The organism is Opitutus sp. GAS368, from assembly GCF_900104925.1.
GTDB lineage: Bacteria > Verrucomicrobiota > Verrucomicrobiia > Opitutales > Opitutaceae > Lacunisphaera.
Genome location: NZ_LT629735.1, coordinates 738,624 through 756,503 on the forward strand (window position 1 = coordinate 738,624; position 17,880 = coordinate 756,503).

Here is a 17,880-nt window from a genome sequence, read left to right on the forward strand (position 1 = left end):
GTTTGACGGGGTTTGGGGCCGTTCCCATTAGTTGTGGTCAAGGTTCCGGGCATCCACATCCTGTGGTGGTCGACAACGTGTTAGAAAGTAATGGCAACTTGGTGTCGCCAGAGGCTTTCAGCCGTCTCTAGACCACGGGACACACACCGCTTTTCTTAAATTTCGTCAGCCGTTTCGCCATGCAAAAATCATTTTCCGTCGGCACCAAAACCTTCGTGCTCGATCAGGACAAGGCGGAGGCCGCATTCGCCGCCAAGAAGGTCATCAACGGCCGCCAGGTTCCCTACTTCAACATCCTCCCCCTGAAATTCCAGTGGGCCTACGATCTCTACAAGACGATGAAGGCCAATCACTGGGAGCCGGAGGACGTCCCGATGGGCAAGGACATCGAGCAGTGGCGCGACACCAAGGCCGTGTCCGACATCGAGCGCTGGATCATCCGCATGGGCATCGGCTACTTCTCGGCCGCCGAGGGCATCGTCGGCGACAACATCCAGCACGTCGTCCGCGAGATCGTCACCGCCCCCGAGCTCAAGCTCGTCCTCGGCCGCCACGCCCACGAGGAGAACATCCACGCCGACTCCCTCCTCTACATGATTTCCTCCCTCGGCATCAACCCGCACGAGTGCGAGGCGATGTTCGAGGACGTGAAGTCCATCACCCGGAAGAACGAGTTCGTGAACAAGGTTTCCCAGGACCTCCGCCGCGACCTCGACATGACGAAGGTCGAGAACATGCAGCTCCTGGCGAAGAACATCTTTGTCTTCGGCCAGTGCATGGAGGGCACCCAGTTCTACGGCCTCTTCGGCATGATCCTGTCGCTTTACCGGCAGAACAAGTTCCCCGGCATCGGCCAGATGTTCCGCTACACCCTCCGCGACGAGTCGAACCACATCGAGCTCTTCCGGAACCTGTTCATGGACCTCATCGAGGAGAACCGCCAGATCTGGACCGCCGAGTTCAAGGAAGAGCTCCGGCAGACGATGGCCGAGGGCATCCAGCTCGAGAAGGACTTCATCCGCGACTGCCTGCCGGTCAACGCCGTCGGCCTGTCCATCGAGGAATTTCTGACCTACATCGACTACATCGCCGACCGCCGCCTCGAAGGCTGCGGCCTGACCCCGCTGAACCCCGGCATCAAGAATCCCCTGCCGTGGCTCGCGGAAATGATGGACATCAAGAAGGAACAAAACTTCTTCGAGGGTCGCGTCACCGAGTATCAGAAATCCTCCGCGCTCGCCGTCGCGAGCGACGACGAACTCTGAGTTGTTTTGTAGGGCGGGATCACCGTATCCCGCCTCTTCTCAGCCTCCAGCCCCACGCCTCTCGCCTCAAGCCTCTCCCCGCCCATGAACCCTCCTTCCATTGCCCAGGACCTTGCCCTCAAGAAACTTAGCGTCACGCCCCCCGACCAGAAACCCAACTACAACTGGCGCGACATCCTCGGCGGCGAGGACCTCCCGGTCCCCGAGATTCAGGTCCTCTGCCCCCACGGCGAGGAGCGTTTCGACCTGAGTGAGGTCGCTGACACCGTCGGCCGTTCCCTCTCCAACCTCCTCCTCGCCAAGGGCGAGAAGGACATCTTCAACGAGAAGAACCAGCGCTTCGTCGCCGACGTCACCCGCGAAGTCGCCCAGAACCTCACCAAGAAAGCCCTCGAGCGCGGCCCCCTCCGCGTTTCGTTGCATGATCTTTACGTGCTCATCGAAAAAACCCTCGTCGACAACAACGCCCACGACGTCGCCAAGAGCCTCCTGCTCAAGCGCGCCTCCAAGCTCAACCTCGCCCGCGAGACCCACGGCGTCACCGTCCGCCTCATCCGCCGCAACCACCAGGTCGTGCCCTGGAACAGCGCCAAGATCGAGATCGCCATCCGCAAGGCCTTCCTCTCCCTCCAGAAGGACCCCGCCCCCGCCTCGGCCATCACCCGCGCCGTCACCGAGCGCGCCGCCGCCGTGAAGCAGGCCTTCCTCCACATCGAGGAGGTCCAGGACATGGTCCAGGAGGAGCTCATGAAGGCCGGCCACTACAAGGTCGCCGAGGACTACATCCTTTACCGCGCCCACCGCCAGGCCGCCCGCGAAGCCGCCCCCGAGCTCGCGCCCGAGCCCACCGCCGCCCCCTCGCAGCCCTCCATGGTCGTCGTCGCCCGCGCCGACGGCACCACCGAGCTCTGGAACGGCCTCGACCTCAAGAAGCGCATCGAGTTCGCCTCCATCGGCCTCGAGCTCTGCCTCACCCCCGACCAGATCGAGGCCGAGCTCCGCCGCGCCCTCTTCGACAACATCGCCCTCGGCGACCTCAACAACACGATCATCCTCAACGCCAAGACCCTGATCGAGAAGGACGCCGACTTCGCCAAGTTCGCCGGCCGCATCCAGCTCTCCTACATCTACGAGGAGGTCCTCGGCTGGGACATCGTCCGCGACGGCATCGCCGCCCTCAAGAAGTTCCACCAGCAGGCCTTCGCCAAATACATCGACCACGGCATCGCCATCAAGCGCCTCACCCCGCGCCTCAAGGAATACGACCTCGCCAAGATCGCCGCCGCCCTCGACCCCTCCGCCGACCTCGAGTTCGACTTCCTCGGCGTCCAGACCGTTTACGACCGCTACCTCATCATCGACAAGACCGGCAAGCGCTCCAAGCGCCTCGAGACCCCCCAGTTCTTCTGGATGCGCGTCGCCATGGGCCTCTTCCTCGACGAGAAGAAGAAGGGCCGCGAGGACTGGGCCATCCGCCTCTACGAGCTCTACAAGTCCCGCCGCTTCTGCTCGTCCACGCCGACCCTTTTCAACTCCGGCACCCTCCACTCCCAGCTGTCGTCCTGCTACCTCTACTACGTGGACGACTCCCTCGAGGGCATCATGTATCGCGGCATCGCCGAGAACGCCCAGCTCTCCAAGTGGGCCGGCGGCCTCGGCGGCTCCTGGACCTCCGTCCGCGGCACCGGCGCCCACATCGCCGGCACCAACGGCGAGTCGCAGGGCGTCATCCCCTTCCTCAAGCTCCACAACGACCAGCTCGTCGCCGTCAACCAGGGCGGCAAGCGCAAGGGCTCCGGCTGCGCCTACCTCGAATCCTGGCACAACGACATCTTCGAGTTCCTCGAGCTCCGCCGCAATACGGGTGACGACCGCCGTCGCACCCACGACATGAACACGGCGAACTGGATCCCCGACCTCTTCATGAAGCGCATGGAGGCCCGCGGCACCTGGACCCTCTTCCGCGCCAACGAGACCCCCGACCTGCACCACCTCTACGGCCGGAAGTTCGAGGAGGCCTACCTCAAATACGAGAAGATGGGCGAGGAAGGCAAAATCCAGGCCCACAAGATCGAGGCCCTCGAGCTCTGGAAGAAGATGCTCTCGATGCTCTTCGAGACCGGCCACCCGTGGATCACCTTCAAGGATCCCTGCAACGTCCGCTCCCCGCAGGACCACGCCGGCGTCATCCACTCCAGCAACCTCTGCACGGAGATCACGCTCAACACCTCGAACGAGGAGACCGCCGTCTGCAACCTCGGCTCCGTCATCCTCGACTCGCACCTCAAGCCCGACGGCTCCCTCGACCACGAGAAGCTGCGCGACACCATCCACGTCGCCGTCCGCGCGCTGGACAACGTCATCGACATCAACTTCTACCCGACCGTCGCCGCCAAGACCTCCAACCTCCGCCACCGTCCCATCGGCCTCGGCGTCATGGGCCTGGCCAATTCGCTCTACATGAAGGGCATTCCCTTCGCCTCGTCGGAGGCCGTCGAGTTCAACGACGAGTTCATGGAGGCCATCGCCTACTACGCCTACGAGTCCTCCTCCGACCTCGCGGCCGAGCGCGGCACCTACTCCAGCTACAAGGGCTCGAAGTGGGACCGCGGCCTGCTCCCGCCCGACACCGTCGAGCTCCTCGCCCAGGAGCGCGGTCTGCCCATCCAGGTCCCGGCCGGCGGCAAGATGGACTGGACACCCCTCCGCCAGAAGATCGCCAAGCACGGCATGCGGAACTCCAACGTCCTCGCCATCGCCCCCACCGCGACGATCTCCAACATCACGAACACGTCGCCCTGCATCGAGCCCACCTACAAGAACCTCTACGTCAAATCCAACCTCTCCGGCGAGTTCGTCGTCCTGAACCCCTTCCTCGTGAAGGACCTCAAGGCCCGCAACCTCTGGAACCAGGAGATGATCGACGCCCTGAAGTATTTCGACGGCGAGCTGAAGGACATCGAGGCCATCCCCGCCGACCTGAAGGCCCGTTACCTCACGGCCTTCGACGTCGACTTCAAGTGGGTGATCGACGCCGCCGCCCGCCGCCAGAAGTGGATCGACCAGTCCCAGTCGGTGAACCTGTGGCTCAAGAGCCCGGACCTGAAGGTGCTCAGCCACATGTATCGCCACGCCTGGCACGCCGGCCTCAAGACCACGTATTATTTGCGGACCTTGGGTGCCTCGAACATCGAGAAGGCGACGGTCAGCGTGAAGAAGGAAGTCCGCGGCGCCGCCGGCGAAACCAAGGCCGAGACCGCGACCCGCGACGCCAAGGACGTCGCCACCGCCGCCGCCCTCAGCACCGCCCCGTTCGGTGGAGGGTCGATCTCCGCATCGACCGAACCTCAGGTTTCAGGTCTCAGCTCTCAGGTTTCTGCTTCTGCGAAGAAGATCTACACCCCCGCCGAGAAGACCGCCTGCAGCATCGAAGCCATGAAGAACGGCGAGATTTGCGAGGCCTGCCAATAACGTCCACCCATAGATTCAAACCCCCGAGGCAGCCTTAACCGGCTGCCTTTGTTTTTACCTCCGCCTTGTCGGCCGTAGCCTCGGCGAAGGCTGAACGCTCGGTGCCTCCAACATCGAGAAAGCGACGGTCAGCGTGAAGAAGGAAGTCCGCGGCGCCGCCGGCGAGACCAAGGCCGAGACCGCCACCCGCGACGCCAAGGACGTCGCGACCGCCGCAGCGCTCAGCACCGCTCCGTTCGGCACTCCCAGCTCCCAGCTCTCCCAAGGTCTACACCGCCGCCGAGAAGACCGCCTGCAGCATCGAAGCGATGAAGAACGGCGAGATCTGTGAAGCTTGCCAATAGTCTATATCAGGATCTGATACACACCGATTCATGCAAGGCGGCCCTAAACGGCCGCCTTTTGTTTTACCTATACACATGACTAAACGTTCCAATTCCGCCCATTTATTTATCCGAAGATGATTTCGGAACTTACTCGGTAATTGATGGGAAACAGAGACTGACGGCTATCCATGCGTTCATGCGTAACAAACTGCGGTTGCATAACCTCGAGTCGTTCGCCCACCTGGAACGCGCCAAGTTCGAGGATTTGCCGCCGCCGCTGAAAAATGCCTTAACGGTAAGACCATATTTGCGAGTCGTTACGTTGCTAAAACAAACTGACGCAGATCTGAAATATGAAGTTTTTCGACGTCTTAACTGCGGCGGTGAGCCGCTAAACGCGCAAGAAATCCGCAATGTTGTTTTTAGAGGGCCATTCAACGACCTCCTCATTGAACTTTCCACGGAAGACTTCCTGAAATCCCAGCTCAAAATTAAAGGTAAGTCTGCGTCAGCATATCGGCAGATGCTAGATGTTGAATACGTGCTGCGATTTCTGACCCTCAGAGAAAACTGGCATGGATTCTCTGGAAGCTTGAGAACTTCCATGGATCACTTCATGCGGGAAAACAGAAAGATATCGTCGTCAGAGATCACAAGATTCCGACATGCTTTTAAATTCGCAATAAGGGCCTGCGAGGAAATCTGGGGTGATGTCGCTTTCTTAAGGCCATATAATGGCAGTTGGCGGGATCAGATGCTAGCCGGGATGTATGACGCACAGATGCTAGCCATAAGCGAACTCGGCCAAGCGAAGCTTCCAGCGCTTAAGAAACACAAAAAAGCCATCATTGAGAAAACGAAGAGCCTCTTCCAAGACCCAAGCTTCGAAACCGCAGTAAGACAGGGCACAAATACTCCGTCCAGAATTCTGCATCGAGTAGATACCATGCGGAGCATGCTTCTGTCTTTCACATAAGATGTCAGTTGCTCGCAGTTCTCTCGTTGGCCGTATGGCTGTCTATAAAGACGTCATCCAGCTGGAGACTTTAGTAGCGAAAGCACCGGCGGAGACTCAACACAACGAGCGCGCCAAATTTCTGCGCAACGGAACTGCAGTGGCCGGGTTCGCGGTATTGGAAGACTTTATTCGTGCCCGTTCGGCGGAGCTACTTCAACGGGTCAGAACTCCTATTTTAAAATTCGATGACCTCCCGGAGAGGTTGAGGAATGCAACAACTGCGTCCGCTCTTTCTGCTCTTTCATTTCAAGCAGACCTTAGAAGGAAAGCCGGTGAAGACCATGCCCGATCATGTCTCTTTCCACCCCGAAACCGAATATCCCAAAAATACCTGAGATAAGGCGGCAAAATCGATTCAGCCAATTTCGATCCTTCCGGGCCGTCAAAAAGGGTCAGTGCGAGTATCTTGTAGTCAGCAGCAGCTAACCACGATCGCCGCCCTATTCTTCCGCGAACTCCGGGGGCTTGAGGGGTGCAAGGAGGTGATCGAGTTCCGGCTGCGTCGGGTTGCGGATGGAGCGCACGGTGAGGACCGCCGCGCCCGCGGGCAGCGTCACCCGGGTCGGCTTGTCCACCGTCAGCCCGAGCAGGACGGTTGCGAGCGGCGAATTGTGCGGCAGGCATTCGATGCCCGTGGCCGGATCACTGCCGGTCTCGCCATATGTCGCCACAAGAAATGTGAAGCGGTGCTTACGGTTCGTCCCCACGTCTTCCTTCTCGATCACGGCCACGTGGCCCAACAGCAGCGTGTCAGTCGGCTTGGTGAGCCACCCCACCGGGTCGACCTCAATGAATGTGTTGCGGCGGTAGAACCGGTCGAGCTCGTCCATCTTGCGGTCGACCGCCCGGATTGCGTCCTTGGCGGCCTTGAACCCGAAATTCTCCCGCAGATCGCCCTGGCTGTGCGCCTCGACCTTGTCCACCACCAGTTCCGCTCGCTTCACCTTCAAGGCCGCGAACTCGTCGGCCAGCACGCGGTTGAAGCCCGCGCGGACGTAAATCGTGGCCGGCGCCGGAATGCGGAAGATGTGCTTGCGACGCGGAGGTGCCATGGATCGAAGGACCGCCCTCAACGAGCAAGATGACGCTCCCGCCGTCAACGCGCGAATCCCGGCCTGAATCCACCAAGGCCGGGCCGGGCCTCGCTGACCAAAGCGCCAGACCAGCCACCACTTTGAACCGGTGGCGAAGCTCGTTACGGAGCAAATGGTCACCACTAATCCACACTAAGGCCCCACTAATTAGTGTCACATTAGTGGAGATTAGTGGTGAGACCTTCTTGAGCCCGCCCAGCAACCGGCATCCCTTCGCTTCTTGGCTTCTTCGTGTTCAAAATCCTCCTGCTCCGTCCGCGAGGTCGAACTTGCCGCCGAACCGAATGCCCCGAACGGCCCGCAGGGACGCGGGCCCTCCAAATCCGGTCCTCACTTTGCATCCTTCGCGTGAGCTTCGTGATGAACCCTAAGGCCCGGAGGCCGGGCTAAAATTTCGGGAACCCCAATTGGGTGGCGACAGCGCGCAATTGATCGAAGGCCGGCTCCGCCGGCGTGCCGGAGGGGAGACAGGGCGGACTGACATATCCGCTTGGAACCGTGTAGGCGCCGGCGGCGACGTTCGGGTGATTGAAATCGAGCACCGTGGCCAGGTTGTTCGCGCCGAGGTCACGCTCGGTCAAGGGGGGCAGCCCGAACCGCCATTCGATCATTTTCAACACCGACGTATGGTCGAAGTGCCGCTTGGCGACGTAGCCGCGCCGGGCGAGTGGCGATATGACCAGGCAGGGAACGCGAAAGCCGAGCCGGCCGTCGCCGTCGCCGGCCGCCGCCTGGATCGCGGGCACCGGCAGGCGAACCGGCGGGGGGACGTGGTCGTAAAACCCGCCCCATTCGTCGAAGTTGATGACGAGAACCGTGGAGGACCAATTCGGGCTGGTCCGGATGGCATCGTAGATCTGATTGAGAAACTGCTCGCCATCGCGGATGTCGGCGTGGGGATGGTCGTCGGCGGAGGTGCCGGTGTCTTCATCGAGGAACTTCGGGTCGATGAAGGAGACATTGGGCAGGCTGCCGGTCCGGCAGTCGGCGAGAAAAGCCGCATAGGGTTTGCTGATGCCGAGATATTTGGCGCCCCAGAGCGCGAGAAAAGGGGCATCCACATAGTAATAACTCCGCGTGCAACCGGCGTCTGCCAGCCGGTCCCAGATCGTCGGAAGGACCGAGGTGGTCATCGAGTTGGCGATGCGGTCGGTCTGGGCGGCATGTTGCATGAAGCGGTTGGGATAGGTCTCGGCCATGATCGCCGCATAATAGTTGTCGCACACCGTCCACGCCGGGGCCGCCTGGCCGAGGAAGCCAAGGTCCGGCTGCTGATAAAAGCCGATGGAGAAGGTGTCGCTCGGGTTGGCCCCCGGCAGCAGCCAGCCATTGCAGGCCCCGTTGGCGTATTCGACCCGGCCGCCGCTGTAGGAATGATTCGGATCCACCAGGCCGCAGCCCCGATAATCCTGGGCGCCGCCCGCGCCGAGCGCGTAGGTGTCATGTTCGGCGTTGTTGGCATCGAAATAGGACAGTCCCGCCTGCCGGCCGTTGGCCCCGGGCAGCCAGCCGAGGAAGTGGTCGAATGAGCGGTTTTCCATCATCACCACGACGATGTGCTCGATGCCGGATTGCGCGGGCGGCGGGAGCGGCTGCGGAACAAAGACGTCGCTGACCCCGGGCCGGTTGCTAGAGCCGCCGATATGGGCCAGGCCGTAAAAGTCCTCGATGGTGGCCAGGACGTTGTAGTGATTCATCGCCGTTCCCGTCGGGGTCTGTACCTCATCGTTTACCGCGAGAGCGCCAATGCCATTCGCATCACCCTGCTCAAACACGAACGCCGCCACCCACTGTTCGGCATGCAGCGGTTGTGATGAAATCCTTCCTGTCATTGACCCCATCCCAGCCTTTTCAGTTTTTGCGCATTTGCCTCCCAGCCATTCGGACAGCCGTAGGCCAGACGAAGTCTGATCCGCGGTTTTTCTTTTTCAGGTCTCAGCTTTCAGGTCTCAGATCTCGGTTTTTAGCTCAGCTGACCAGCCGCAGAAACTTGCGGATGTCGGGCGGAATGGCCGCGGGCAGGTTCGACGCCGCCAGCGAGAACTCCCAGCGCGCCTCCGCTTCCTGCGCCGACGAGAGCGACCCCCCTGTGCCGCCTCTCTCCGTCGGCGCCGCCCGGAAGCCCACCTCCGCCTTGTTCTTGATCATGTCCGTTTCCACCGTCGCCAGCGCCGCGGCGTAGCGCCCCATCGTGTAATCGAAGCCCACGATTGTCCGCTCCGGCTTGTTGTCGCGGTATACCACCAGCTTCGTGTGCCCCGGCCCGCGGTATTCCTCCTTGTAGAACCCGGGGCGATCGCTGTCGGTCGTCCCGCCTTTCAGCGTCGCGCTCGCGACGATGGCCTTGAGATACGGCTGCAACTCGTCCGCGGCGGCATAGTCAAATTTCACCCCGCACACCGAATACCGGGCGGAGCAAAGGTAATGGGCGAGCGTGCAGCGCATCTCCGTCTTCACCGTGCCGCACGCAAGCTTCAGCACGCAGCTGTCGCCCTTGTAGGCCACGGCCGCCAGGCTGATCTGGATGTGGGCGCCCGAAGCCGACAGATCCACCAGCGTTCCCACCCAGTCCTTGTTCGCCGAAGCCTCGTCGGAGCTGCGGATCCGGATGGAGGCGCGCAAACGGCAGTCTTCGCTCACGGCATAGCGCGTCTGCTTGCGTTGGGATTCCTTGGCCTTGGCGTCGTTCGAACTCATCGGAAGCCCGCACTATGAGCCTTCCCCCGCAAAGCGCAACCAAGGCGTAAATTCCACACCAAGAAGCAAAGAAGCTAAGTTCGGCTTGGTTTTTCGTTTCTTGGTGTTTTTCGGCCTGTCTTTCCTTCGCGCTCTTGGCGTCCTTGGCGTGAGGCCCCTGTATTCTTAGCTTCTTTGCTTCTTCGTGTTTTCCCCTCTTCCCGGAGTAGAGCCGTATTGCCGTCCTCGATCCATTTGTCAGTGTAGCAATCCATGAAACCGGCCAAGCTGCCCGCCCCCCCGCCGACGATCCGCTTCAGTGCCAGGTTGGAGGAGCCCCTTCTCCCCCTGCCCAAGGCCGCGAGTGCGAAGCTGCCGCGAGGCCCGGTGGTGGTTGAGGCGACCATCAATGGCTTCCCCTTCCGGGCCGCGCTCGAGGGCAAAGGCGGTCACGGCCTCAAGGTGAACCCCATCATGCTCGCTGCGGCGGGCGCCGGGTTGGGCGACACGGTCACGGTGGAGATTACGCGGGTCGGGGAAGAAGCGGAGACCCGCGTGCCGACGGATCTGCGCGAGGCCCTGGCCGCCGCCCCGCGAGCCCGGGCGACGTGGGATGCGAACACGCCCAACGCCCGGCAAAATTGGATCCTCTGGCTCAGCTCGGGCAAACTCGAGGAAACGCGCCGGATCCGGATCAAGAAAGCCTGCTCCATGCTCGGCGCCGGCAAGAAACGGGTCTGTTGTTTCGGCGGCCTGACCTGGCTCAGGAAGGACCACAAAACCGCCGGCGAAAACTGGCTGCCGCTGTAGGGCGGGATCACCGCATCCCGCCGCGAACATGATCGCATCCACGAATGAAGGCGGGATGCGGTGATCCCGCCCTACAATTTTAGCGCAGCTGCTTGATTCCTCCTTGGCGTCTTTGCGTCTTTGCGTTGAAAAGGAAGCTGTGCCGCTGCCGAAGACCTGAGCTGACAATTCCACACAAAGAAGCCAAGATTCCCGTATTCCTGATGCGCACTTTGCTTCTTAGTTTCTTAGTGTGTGTCGTTGTTTGTTTCATTGGCTGCGCCAAGCCGGCCGACCTGCCGGACATCACCGTCAGCGCGGCCTCCCCCGGTGAGTTCACGCGGTTCCGCGCCGAGCTGGACACACGCTTCACGCCGGAGCAGCTGAAGGATTTCGACACCGCCACGCAGGAATTGCGGCTCGACGCCATGAACCGCGACGTGGCGACCGCCGCCGCCCGCGAGGAGGACATGGTGCGCGTCGCCAACGGCAAGACCGTCCACGCCGTCACCCTTCTCGGCTGGCAGGCGAGAAAAGCCCGCTTCCTCCGCGAAATCGCCGAGATCTCCCGGATGATCGACCACGACGAGCAGCAAGCCGTCAGGACCGCCGCCACCGGCACGCCCGAGTCCGTCACCCGCCGTCTCGGCAGTGAAAGGGAAGTCCTGGCCAAGCTGCAGCACAACCTCGCCGACACCGAAGCCCGCCTCGCCGAGCTGGCCAAACCCTGATTCTATCTCACACGAAGAAGCAAAGAAGCTAAGGGTGAACTTTGTTTCTTGGCTTCTTTGTGTTCTCCCGTGCTGGCTTCTTGGTGTTTTCCCACCCGGCTATCGCGTCTGATATTCGACGTAACGGACCCGGCCGCCGATAAAGACCACGAGCATGTCCCGCTCCACTTCCTTGTGGTAAACCTCGCGCGTGACGGGCTTCCTGATTTCCGCGTCGTTCTGATCGTGCACGCCGGCGACGAGCACCTCGCTCCAGCCCGTCGCCGTCGGGGGCGACAGGTGATAGTGGGTGTAGATCCAGACAGTCTCAGGTCCGCCGGTGCCGACCCGCTGCTGCCGGTGGTTGGGCCGGCCCAGGGCCGCCTCGACGGGTTCCGGCGCATCCCCGAGGTGGAAATCCCCAGCCGGACGCACCGGTGAGCTGCAGCCCGCCAGGCCAAGGGTCAGCGTGGCCATCACGAGTAGCAGATAAGATTTCATGAGGTAACAGCGCGGTGTGGACCCGAACCCTTTCAGGTTTCAGGTCTCAGCTTTCAGGTCTCGACGGCGGCAAGCCGTCAGCTCCCGAGCACTTGCTTGATCTCGCCGATCTTCTTCTGGACCTGGCCCTCGATTTTGTCCGCCTTGCCCTCGGCTTCCAGGCGGGGATTGCCGACCGCCTTGCCCACCGCCTCCTTGATGCCGCCGGTGATGTTTTTGACAGTGCCCTCGGCTTTGTCCTGGTTGCTTGATTTCATGGGAAGGACTTTACGCGAAATCCCATACCTATCCCATGGGGTCTTGCCCGCCGTGGTTAAACCCACTTCGCGACCTTCGTGCCGTCGCGCGGGATGTTCTGTTTTCAGGTCTCTCTTCCAGCCGCCCGGCCCGCCCGGCGGCGACGCCACACCAGCATAACGCTCCCCAAGCCAAGGATGAGCGCGTAAGTCGCCGGCTCGGGGATCGCGGCCTGGGAGAAAGTGGTCGAATACGCCAGGTCGCTGGTGCTGCTGCCCCAGGCGCTGCTCTCCAGCACGCCCAGTCCCGGATCGGTGGCGCTTGAATAGGTTTTTGCCCCGAAATCAGGGCCGCCCGTGGTTGAAGAAACCGCAATGAGCCCCGGTTCCGAATTGTTCGGATCGGCCGTGGAATTTTGAAACGTGACCATCGCGTAGGTCTTGGTCGGGTCGAGCACCAGACCGGTGGTGTCGAACGTATAGGTCAGCCAGTAACCATAGGGATTGGGTGCGGCATAGGCTGACGTTGCCACCAAGGTGGAACCCAAGGTGGAGGACCACAAGACCGCGCCCGTGGGACTTGGATTGGCCTTATTCCATTCCATCACGGTTGCCTGGACATAGGTGCTGGGAAACCCCGGGTTGGGCACGTAGTAGACGCTGAAACTGTTCAGCGTCACGTTGGTGCCATCGGGCGTCGTAAACGGCTGGGCGTCCACCACGTAGGTGTTTTGGGTGCCGCCCGACGCATAATTGTTCGAGAGCGCGTTGAAAAACGTGCCGGCGAGCGGTGGGCCCGGGGAAATGGTAAGGGTCTGCGCGAAGGCCGGAACGACCGGGCTGATTGCGGCAAGGACAACCGCGGCCCAGGCCCCGGCGGGAAATTTCCAACCCAGACATGTGGCAGGTGCATTCATTGATTTGATCTTCTGTCCCTCATGCTATCGCTGCGCTCCGGGCCGGTCGAGCCCAATGTCCCCGGGCCGATCCCATGGTTTCTTTTCCCGTTGCGCTGTGCTCAGCGCCCGGGATCAGTCGCGCAGCCTGCGCCGCGGCTGAGCTTCTTTGTGTCCCCGGTTTTTCGTCTTCGCGACTTCGTGTGAGACCTGTGGCTCTGTTTCCGCCCGAGCTGACGGTGCCTTCCGTTTTGTCCTGGTTGCTTGATTTCATGTTTTTGTGAAGTGCCTTCACGCCAGACCCGACGCCAGTCCCATGGGGTCTTGTCCACCGTAAGCGCACGCGCCAGCCTGCGGGCCATGAAATCCCCGCTGCTTGCCTGCCTCGTCCTGCTGTCCGCCCTCTCGGCCCGCGCCGCCGATGCCGGCGCCCCGGTGGCGAATGTCTACATCATGGAGCTCCTGACCGACTTCCTGACGCACAACAGCGACCCCGCCCGCCACGAGAAATTCTGGGCCGACGAGATCGTCTACACCAGCGCCATGGGCGTCGTGCGCACCAAGACCGATATCATGAAGAATGTCCATGAAGCCGCGGCCAAGCCCGTGGCGGCGGGTGCGAAGCCCGGGCCCGTCTATTCCGCCGAGGACATCAACATCCGCCCCTACAACGGATTCGCCGCCCTCACCTTCCGCCTCGTCGCCCGCAATCCCGACGGCACCACCGACTACTACCGCAACAGCGGCACGCTGATCTTCCGCGACGGCCGCTGGCAGGTCATCACCTGGCAGGCCACCAAGATCCCGCCCGCCGAGAAGAAGTAAGGCCGAAACTGTAGGAGGGGCTTTACGCCCCGATTTCATGGCACCTCGATCAATCGGGGCGTAAAGCCCCTCCTACAGTTTATCTCTCCGTGACTCTTTGGTTCGTCATCCTCAGGTTTCAGGTCTCAGGTTTCAGGTTTCGTCTTCCTTATCGCGTTTCGTCCGGCGCCTGTGATGCCTGAGGACCCGCATGCCCGCCCGCACCTCCGTCGCCCAGCGCTTCCAGATCTTCGACCACACCGTGGCGGAGATGCAGGACCGCCTGCTCATGGTCCGCGCGCCCGCGCAGATGATGACCGCCCTCCGCTGGGGCATGGACGAACTCGACTCGACCTACGCCAAGACCGCCGCCGGCGTCCGCGCCAAGGTCGCCTGCCGCGACGGCTGTGACTTCTGCTGCCACGTCCCGGTGGACGTGCAGGCCCACGAGGTCTTCTTCGCCGCCGACCACCTCCAGGTTCACTCCTCGCCCGCCGGACTCAATGAGGTCATCGCCCGCCTGGCCGCACACCGCGGCCGCGTCGCCGCCTTCGCCAAGGATGCCCGGGCCACCAGCCGCCAGCCCTGTGCGCTGCTGGTCGCCGGCTCCTGCTCGATCTATGCCGGACGTCCCGAGGCCTGCCGTTCGCACCACACCAGCAACGCCGCCGTGTGCGAAGCCAACATGGCCGATCCGTCCGTGAACCTGACCAAGGTCTACCTCCCCGCCCTCCGCGCCCGCATGTTTGCCGTGATGCTGGGCCTCGACGAGGCGATCGAGGCGGCCGGCTACGACGAGCGCTCCTACGATTTTGGTTCGGCGCTGCACGAGGCGCTGACGAACAGCCTCTGCCTCGCCCGATGGATGCGCCGGCAATCCGCGTTCCCCGACTCCTGCCTCGCCGACGCCAGCGGGGTCGCCTGATTGGTCTGTAGGGTCGCCGCTCGCCGGCGGACCGCGGCCCGGCGACAAGCACCGGCCCTACACCCATACTTCAACATCTCCTCGACCGGCACAGCCGGTTCGGCGTTGCCCGGCCGGGACGGACCCGGCTGGCTCGGTGCATGAGCGAACCGAAAGACTTCCCCTACGTCACGCGGCTCAACGTCCAGTTCCAGCCGCTCGAACTCATCGACGAAGGCGCCCTCTCCGCCGCCTGTCCGCACCAGTGGTTCAACCAGACCCTCTGCGAGGTGAATGAATCCGTCGTCCGCGTCGGCGTGGTCGAGGGCGAGTATCACTGGCACAAGCACGACCACGACGACGAGTTCTTCTACTGTGTCGAGGGCCTGTTCCACATCGACCTCGAGGGCCGCACCATCACGCTCCAGCCGCGGCAGGGCACCGTCATTCCCAAGGGCGTGATGCACCGCCCGCGCGCCCCGCAGCGCACCGTCATCCTCATGGTGGAGACGAAGGCCATCGTGCCGACCGGCAGCTGACGGTCCGCCGCGCCGGGTGGAACGGGTTGACCCAACACGCTTGTCTTGCCGCAGCGGATGTCCTGAAGCGCGCTCCCCCTTGTTTGTGAGCCAATTGGCCTCCAATCTTTGAACATCTGCCTTCCGGCCAAGTCTGACCCCTGGCATGCGCGCCCCGGCTGGTCGACCCCACCTTCCCGCCCTGTTGTCGGCGACCGCCCTGGCCCTGCTGGCCCGGTTGGCCGTGGCTGATGTTCCCGCCGAAGCCAAGCAGGCCATCCAAGCCGGCTTGCCGCACTACGATCCCGCCGCCTACGAAAAGGCCCAGGCGGACAAAGCGGCCCGCGCCGCGCCCAAGAACGCCCCCGCCGCTCTTTCCGAACCGACGCCTGCGACCCCGACCCCGACAACGTCCGCCGCCGCCAGCGAGCACACCCTCGCCCTGCCCACGGTGACGGTCCACCCGAACACCGATTTCCCCAAGCCCCTGCCGCGCATCGCGGAGCACCAGCCGCTCCACGACGCGCCCACCGAGCTTTTCGAGTCGCCCGCCGGCCGCGACGCCCGGCTGGTGCGGAATCATCTCAGCAAATTCGACCAGATCGTCGGCCGCCTGTTTGGCTTCAACCCCGTGGTCCGGGCGAAAGAGAGGGAAGCCGAGAAGGAAAAAGCCCGGCAGATGAACGAGCTCGCCGCCGCCTTGGAAATGCAAGCCGCCCTCGGCCGCGATCCCGAGGAGATCAAGAAACTCCGCGCCGAGTATACAAAGCTGTATTACTCCGGCCCGAAATAAGTCGAAGGTAGGGGCGCTTGCCCCCAAGCGCCCGGGCTGTTGAGGGCAACAGCCTCTCCAAAAATCCCTTTGTGCACTTCGTGCCTTCGTGGTTAATATCGTTAATACCAAACACCCAAAGCTTTTACACGAAGGCCGCAAAGAACGCAGAGATATTTCCCCTCGCGGGATCTGCTTCGCGGTCTTGGCGACCTTGGTGTAGAGTGGAGTAGCTGGAGGCGATTGGTATAATATTTTCTTCACATGCCCCTCCCGACCAAGGACGCCGCCCTCGCCCTGCTGCACGAACACGTGAAGGATGATTACCAGCGGCACCACGCGCTGATGGTCGCGACCGCGATGGAAGGTTACGCCGCGCAGTTGTTCCCTCGCCTGCCCGAAGGGCACCCGGCTCAGTCACCTTCCGCTTCGCTCCAGGCCACACCTGCCGGTGTGACCATCTCCGCGCTGCCGCGCTCCGTTGCCGAGGACCCGCTGCTGTGGCATCTCACCGGCCTGCTCCACGACCTCGATTACGAGGAACACCCCGGGACGCACCCGGCGCCGTCGCTGCAATGGTTCAAGGATTGGGGTTATCCGCCCGAGTTGATCCACGCCGTCGAGGCCCACGCCTACGGCTACCATGGTTTCACGACGCTACCGCAAACCAAGCTCGCCGCCGCGCTGGTCGCGACCGACGAGCTCTGCGGCATCTTCTACGCCTACCGGAAGATGAACTCCGTGCCCTACGGTCAGATGAAACCCGGCTCCATCAGGAAAAAATTCAAGGACCCCGGCTTCGCGGCCAAGATCGACCGCGCCACAATCCAGCTGGGCTGCGACAAGCTCGGCGTGTCCCTCGACGACCACATCGCCAACCTGGTCAGGTTTTTGGGCCCGCTGCCATAGCCGCGCGGACGGAACGGCGAAAGTTTCATCCCGACCATCACCACCGTCCGCGAAAGCTGTCTTACAGGCCATGCCTCATCCCGCGGTCCCGGCCTCCCTGATCCGAATATTCCGAATGCTGTCCGCCGGCCTGCTGCTGGCCGGGATGGGGACTCCCCCCGCCCGGGCGGAGCAACCGGCCGCCGCGCTGCAGGCGCGCTATGTCGCCCTGCAGGACCAGCTCAGCCACAACGCCTATCGGCGGCCCCTGTTCCTCGATTCCACCGAGGCGAAGGATGGATTGAAGGGCGACCTGTTCGTGGTGATCGATCATCCCTTTGCGACTGTCAGCCAGGCCTTGCAGGTGATGGAGCACTGGGCCGACATCCTGATCCTGCATCTCAACGTGAAGGGCTGCCGCGTCGTGAGCCGCCCGGCGGGCCGCACGCTGCTGGTGAGCATCGGCCGGAAAAACGACGAGCCGCTCGACCAGGCCTACCCTGTCAGTTTCGGCTACCGCGTGGCCGCCGCGCAGGCCGACTACCTGCACATCCTGCTGCACGCGGACACCGGGCCGATGGGGAGCCGGAACTATGAGATCGCGCTGGAGGCCGTGCCGCTGAAAGCCGGCCGGACGTTCATCCACCTCGCTTATTCCTATGACTATGGTCTCGCCGCCCGGCTCGCGATGAAGGGTTACCTGGCCACCATCGGCAGTGACAAGGTGGGCTTCAGCGCAACCGCATCGCCCCCGGGCGGTGCCGCCGTGCTGGTCAACGGCGTGCGCGGCGTCGTGGAACGCAACACCATGCGGTATTACCTCGCGATTGAAGCCTTCCTCGGCGCGCTCGCCGTGCCGGCGGCCGACCAGCTTGAGAAGCGGCTGCACGACTGGTTTGCCGCGACCGAGCAGTTCCCCGTGCAGCTGCATGAGCTCGACGAAGCCGTCTACCTGGCGATGAAACGCAAGGAGGTGCGGCAGCAGCCATCCGGGCCGGATCCGTCGGGTTGA

The 17,880-nt window shown here is 62.6% G+C and carries 18 protein-coding genes; 12 read left to right on the top strand and 6 right to left on the bottom strand.

Going from position 1 to position 17,880, the window contains the following annotated elements:
* The first annotated feature begins 179 nt into the window (after positions 1-179).
* From BLU29_RS03195 to BLU29_RS03210, 4 genes are all read left to right on the top strand, one after another.
* Positions 180-1,265: a ribonucleotide-diphosphate reductase subunit beta gene (locus tag BLU29_RS03195; RefSeq protein WP_091055130.1), complete on the top strand. Its 1,086-nt coding sequence runs from the start codon at positions 180-182 to the stop codon at positions 1,263-1,265.
* A gap of 84 nt (positions 1,266-1,349) precedes the next feature.
* Complete coding sequence (locus BLU29_RS03200) at positions 1,350-4,736, top strand: ribonucleoside-diphosphate reductase subunit alpha (protein WP_091055131.1); 3,387 nt, start codon at positions 1,350-1,352, stop codon at positions 4,734-4,736.
* A gap of 133 nt (positions 4,737-4,869) precedes the next feature.
* Positions 4,870-5,067 carry a hypothetical protein gene (locus tag BLU29_RS03205; protein ID WP_091055132.1) on the top strand — a complete coding sequence of 66 codons (198 nt, stop codon included), beginning with the start codon at positions 4,870-4,872 and terminating at the stop codon, positions 5,065-5,067.
* A gap of 104 nt (positions 5,068-5,171) precedes the next feature.
* Positions 5,172-6,038, top strand: a complete 867-nt coding sequence (locus BLU29_RS03210) for a DUF262 domain-containing protein (RefSeq protein WP_091055133.1) — start codon at positions 5,172-5,174, stop codon at positions 6,036-6,038.
* Positions 6,039-6,520: 482 nt separating this feature from the next.
* Here the strand turns inward: BLU29_RS03210 and BLU29_RS03215 are convergent, their stop codons facing one another.
* The 3 genes from BLU29_RS03215 to BLU29_RS03225 form a co-directional block, all read right to left on the bottom strand.
* Positions 6,521-7,132: a hypothetical protein gene (locus BLU29_RS03215; RefSeq protein WP_091055134.1), complete on the bottom strand. Its 612-nt coding sequence runs from the start codon at positions 7,130-7,132 to the stop codon at positions 6,521-6,523.
* Between the two features lie 428 nt (positions 7,133-7,560).
* Positions 7,561-8,871, bottom strand: coding sequence for an alkaline phosphatase family protein (locus BLU29_RS03220; RefSeq protein WP_172830197.1), 1,311 nt, complete (start codon positions 8,869-8,871; stop codon positions 7,561-7,563).
* Positions 8,872-9,142: 271 nt separating this feature from the next.
* The gene (locus BLU29_RS03225) at positions 9,143-9,871 is read right to left on the bottom strand and encodes a PilZ domain-containing protein (RefSeq protein WP_091055136.1); all 729 of its coding nucleotides are present in this window, start codon (positions 9,869-9,871) and stop codon (positions 9,143-9,145) included.
* 252 nt (positions 9,872-10,123) lie between these two features.
* On the opposite strand from BLU29_RS03225, the gene BLU29_RS03230 reads away from it, so the two are divergent.
* Both BLU29_RS03230 and BLU29_RS03235 read left to right on the top strand, forming a co-directional pair.
* A complete protein-coding gene (locus BLU29_RS03230) occupies positions 10,124-10,660 on the top strand; it encodes a YdeI/OmpD-associated family protein (protein ID WP_091055137.1) in 537 nt (178 codons plus the stop codon).
* 230 nt (positions 10,661-10,890) lie between these two features.
* Positions 10,891-11,370: a hypothetical protein gene (locus BLU29_RS03235; protein WP_091055138.1), complete on the top strand. Its 480-nt coding sequence runs from the start codon at positions 10,891-10,893 to the stop codon at positions 11,368-11,370.
* Positions 11,371-11,469: 99 nt separating this feature from the next.
* Here the strand turns inward: BLU29_RS03235 and BLU29_RS03240 are convergent, their stop codons facing one another.
* The 3 genes from BLU29_RS03240 to BLU29_RS03250 all read right to left on the bottom strand — a co-directional run bounded on the left by BLU29_RS03240 (position 11,470) and on the right by BLU29_RS03250 (position 13,003).
* Entirely contained in the window at positions 11,470-11,850 is a 381-nt protein-coding gene (locus tag BLU29_RS03240; protein ID WP_157693584.1) for a hypothetical protein, read from the bottom strand.
* 77 nt (positions 11,851-11,927) lie between these two features.
* Positions 11,928-12,107: a CsbD family protein gene (locus tag BLU29_RS03245; RefSeq protein ID WP_091055140.1), complete on the bottom strand. Its 180-nt coding sequence runs from the start codon at positions 12,105-12,107 to the stop codon at positions 11,928-11,930.
* Between the two features lie 104 nt (positions 12,108-12,211).
* A complete protein-coding gene (locus BLU29_RS03250) occupies positions 12,212-13,003 on the bottom strand; it encodes a PEP-CTERM sorting domain-containing protein (RefSeq protein ID WP_091055141.1) in 792 nt (263 codons plus the stop codon).
* 339 nt (positions 13,004-13,342) lie between these two features.
* Here BLU29_RS03250 and BLU29_RS03255 point away from each other — a divergent pair, with 339 nt between their 5' ends.
* The 6 genes from BLU29_RS03255 to BLU29_RS03280 all read left to right on the top strand — a co-directional run bounded on the left by BLU29_RS03255 (position 13,343) and on the right by BLU29_RS03280 (position 17,880).
* Positions 13,343-13,807 carry a nuclear transport factor 2 family protein gene (locus BLU29_RS03255; protein ID WP_091055142.1) on the top strand — a complete coding sequence of 155 codons (465 nt, stop codon included), beginning with the start codon at positions 13,343-13,345 and terminating at the stop codon, positions 13,805-13,807.
* A gap of 190 nt (positions 13,808-13,997) precedes the next feature.
* The gene (locus BLU29_RS03260) at positions 13,998-14,711 is read left to right on the top strand and encodes a YkgJ family cysteine cluster protein (protein WP_091055143.1); all 714 of its coding nucleotides are present in this window, start codon (positions 13,998-14,000) and stop codon (positions 14,709-14,711) included.
* A gap of 140 nt (positions 14,712-14,851) precedes the next feature.
* Entirely contained in the window at positions 14,852-15,229 is a 378-nt protein-coding gene (locus tag BLU29_RS03265) for a cupin domain-containing protein (protein ID WP_091055144.1), read from the top strand.
* A 184-nt stretch (positions 15,230-15,413) separates the two neighbouring features.
* Positions 15,414-16,001 carry a hypothetical protein gene (locus BLU29_RS03270; protein WP_091055145.1) on the top strand — a complete coding sequence of 196 codons (588 nt, stop codon included), beginning with the start codon at positions 15,414-15,416 and terminating at the stop codon, positions 15,999-16,001.
* Positions 16,002-16,244: 243 nt separating this feature from the next.
* Positions 16,245-16,889, top strand: a complete 645-nt coding sequence (locus BLU29_RS03275) for a hypothetical protein (protein ID WP_091055146.1) — start codon at positions 16,245-16,247, stop codon at positions 16,887-16,889.
* Positions 16,890-17,004: 115 nt separating this feature from the next.
* Positions 17,005-17,880, top strand: a complete 876-nt coding sequence (locus BLU29_RS03280; protein ID WP_197677756.1) for a hypothetical protein — start codon at positions 17,005-17,007, stop codon at positions 17,878-17,880.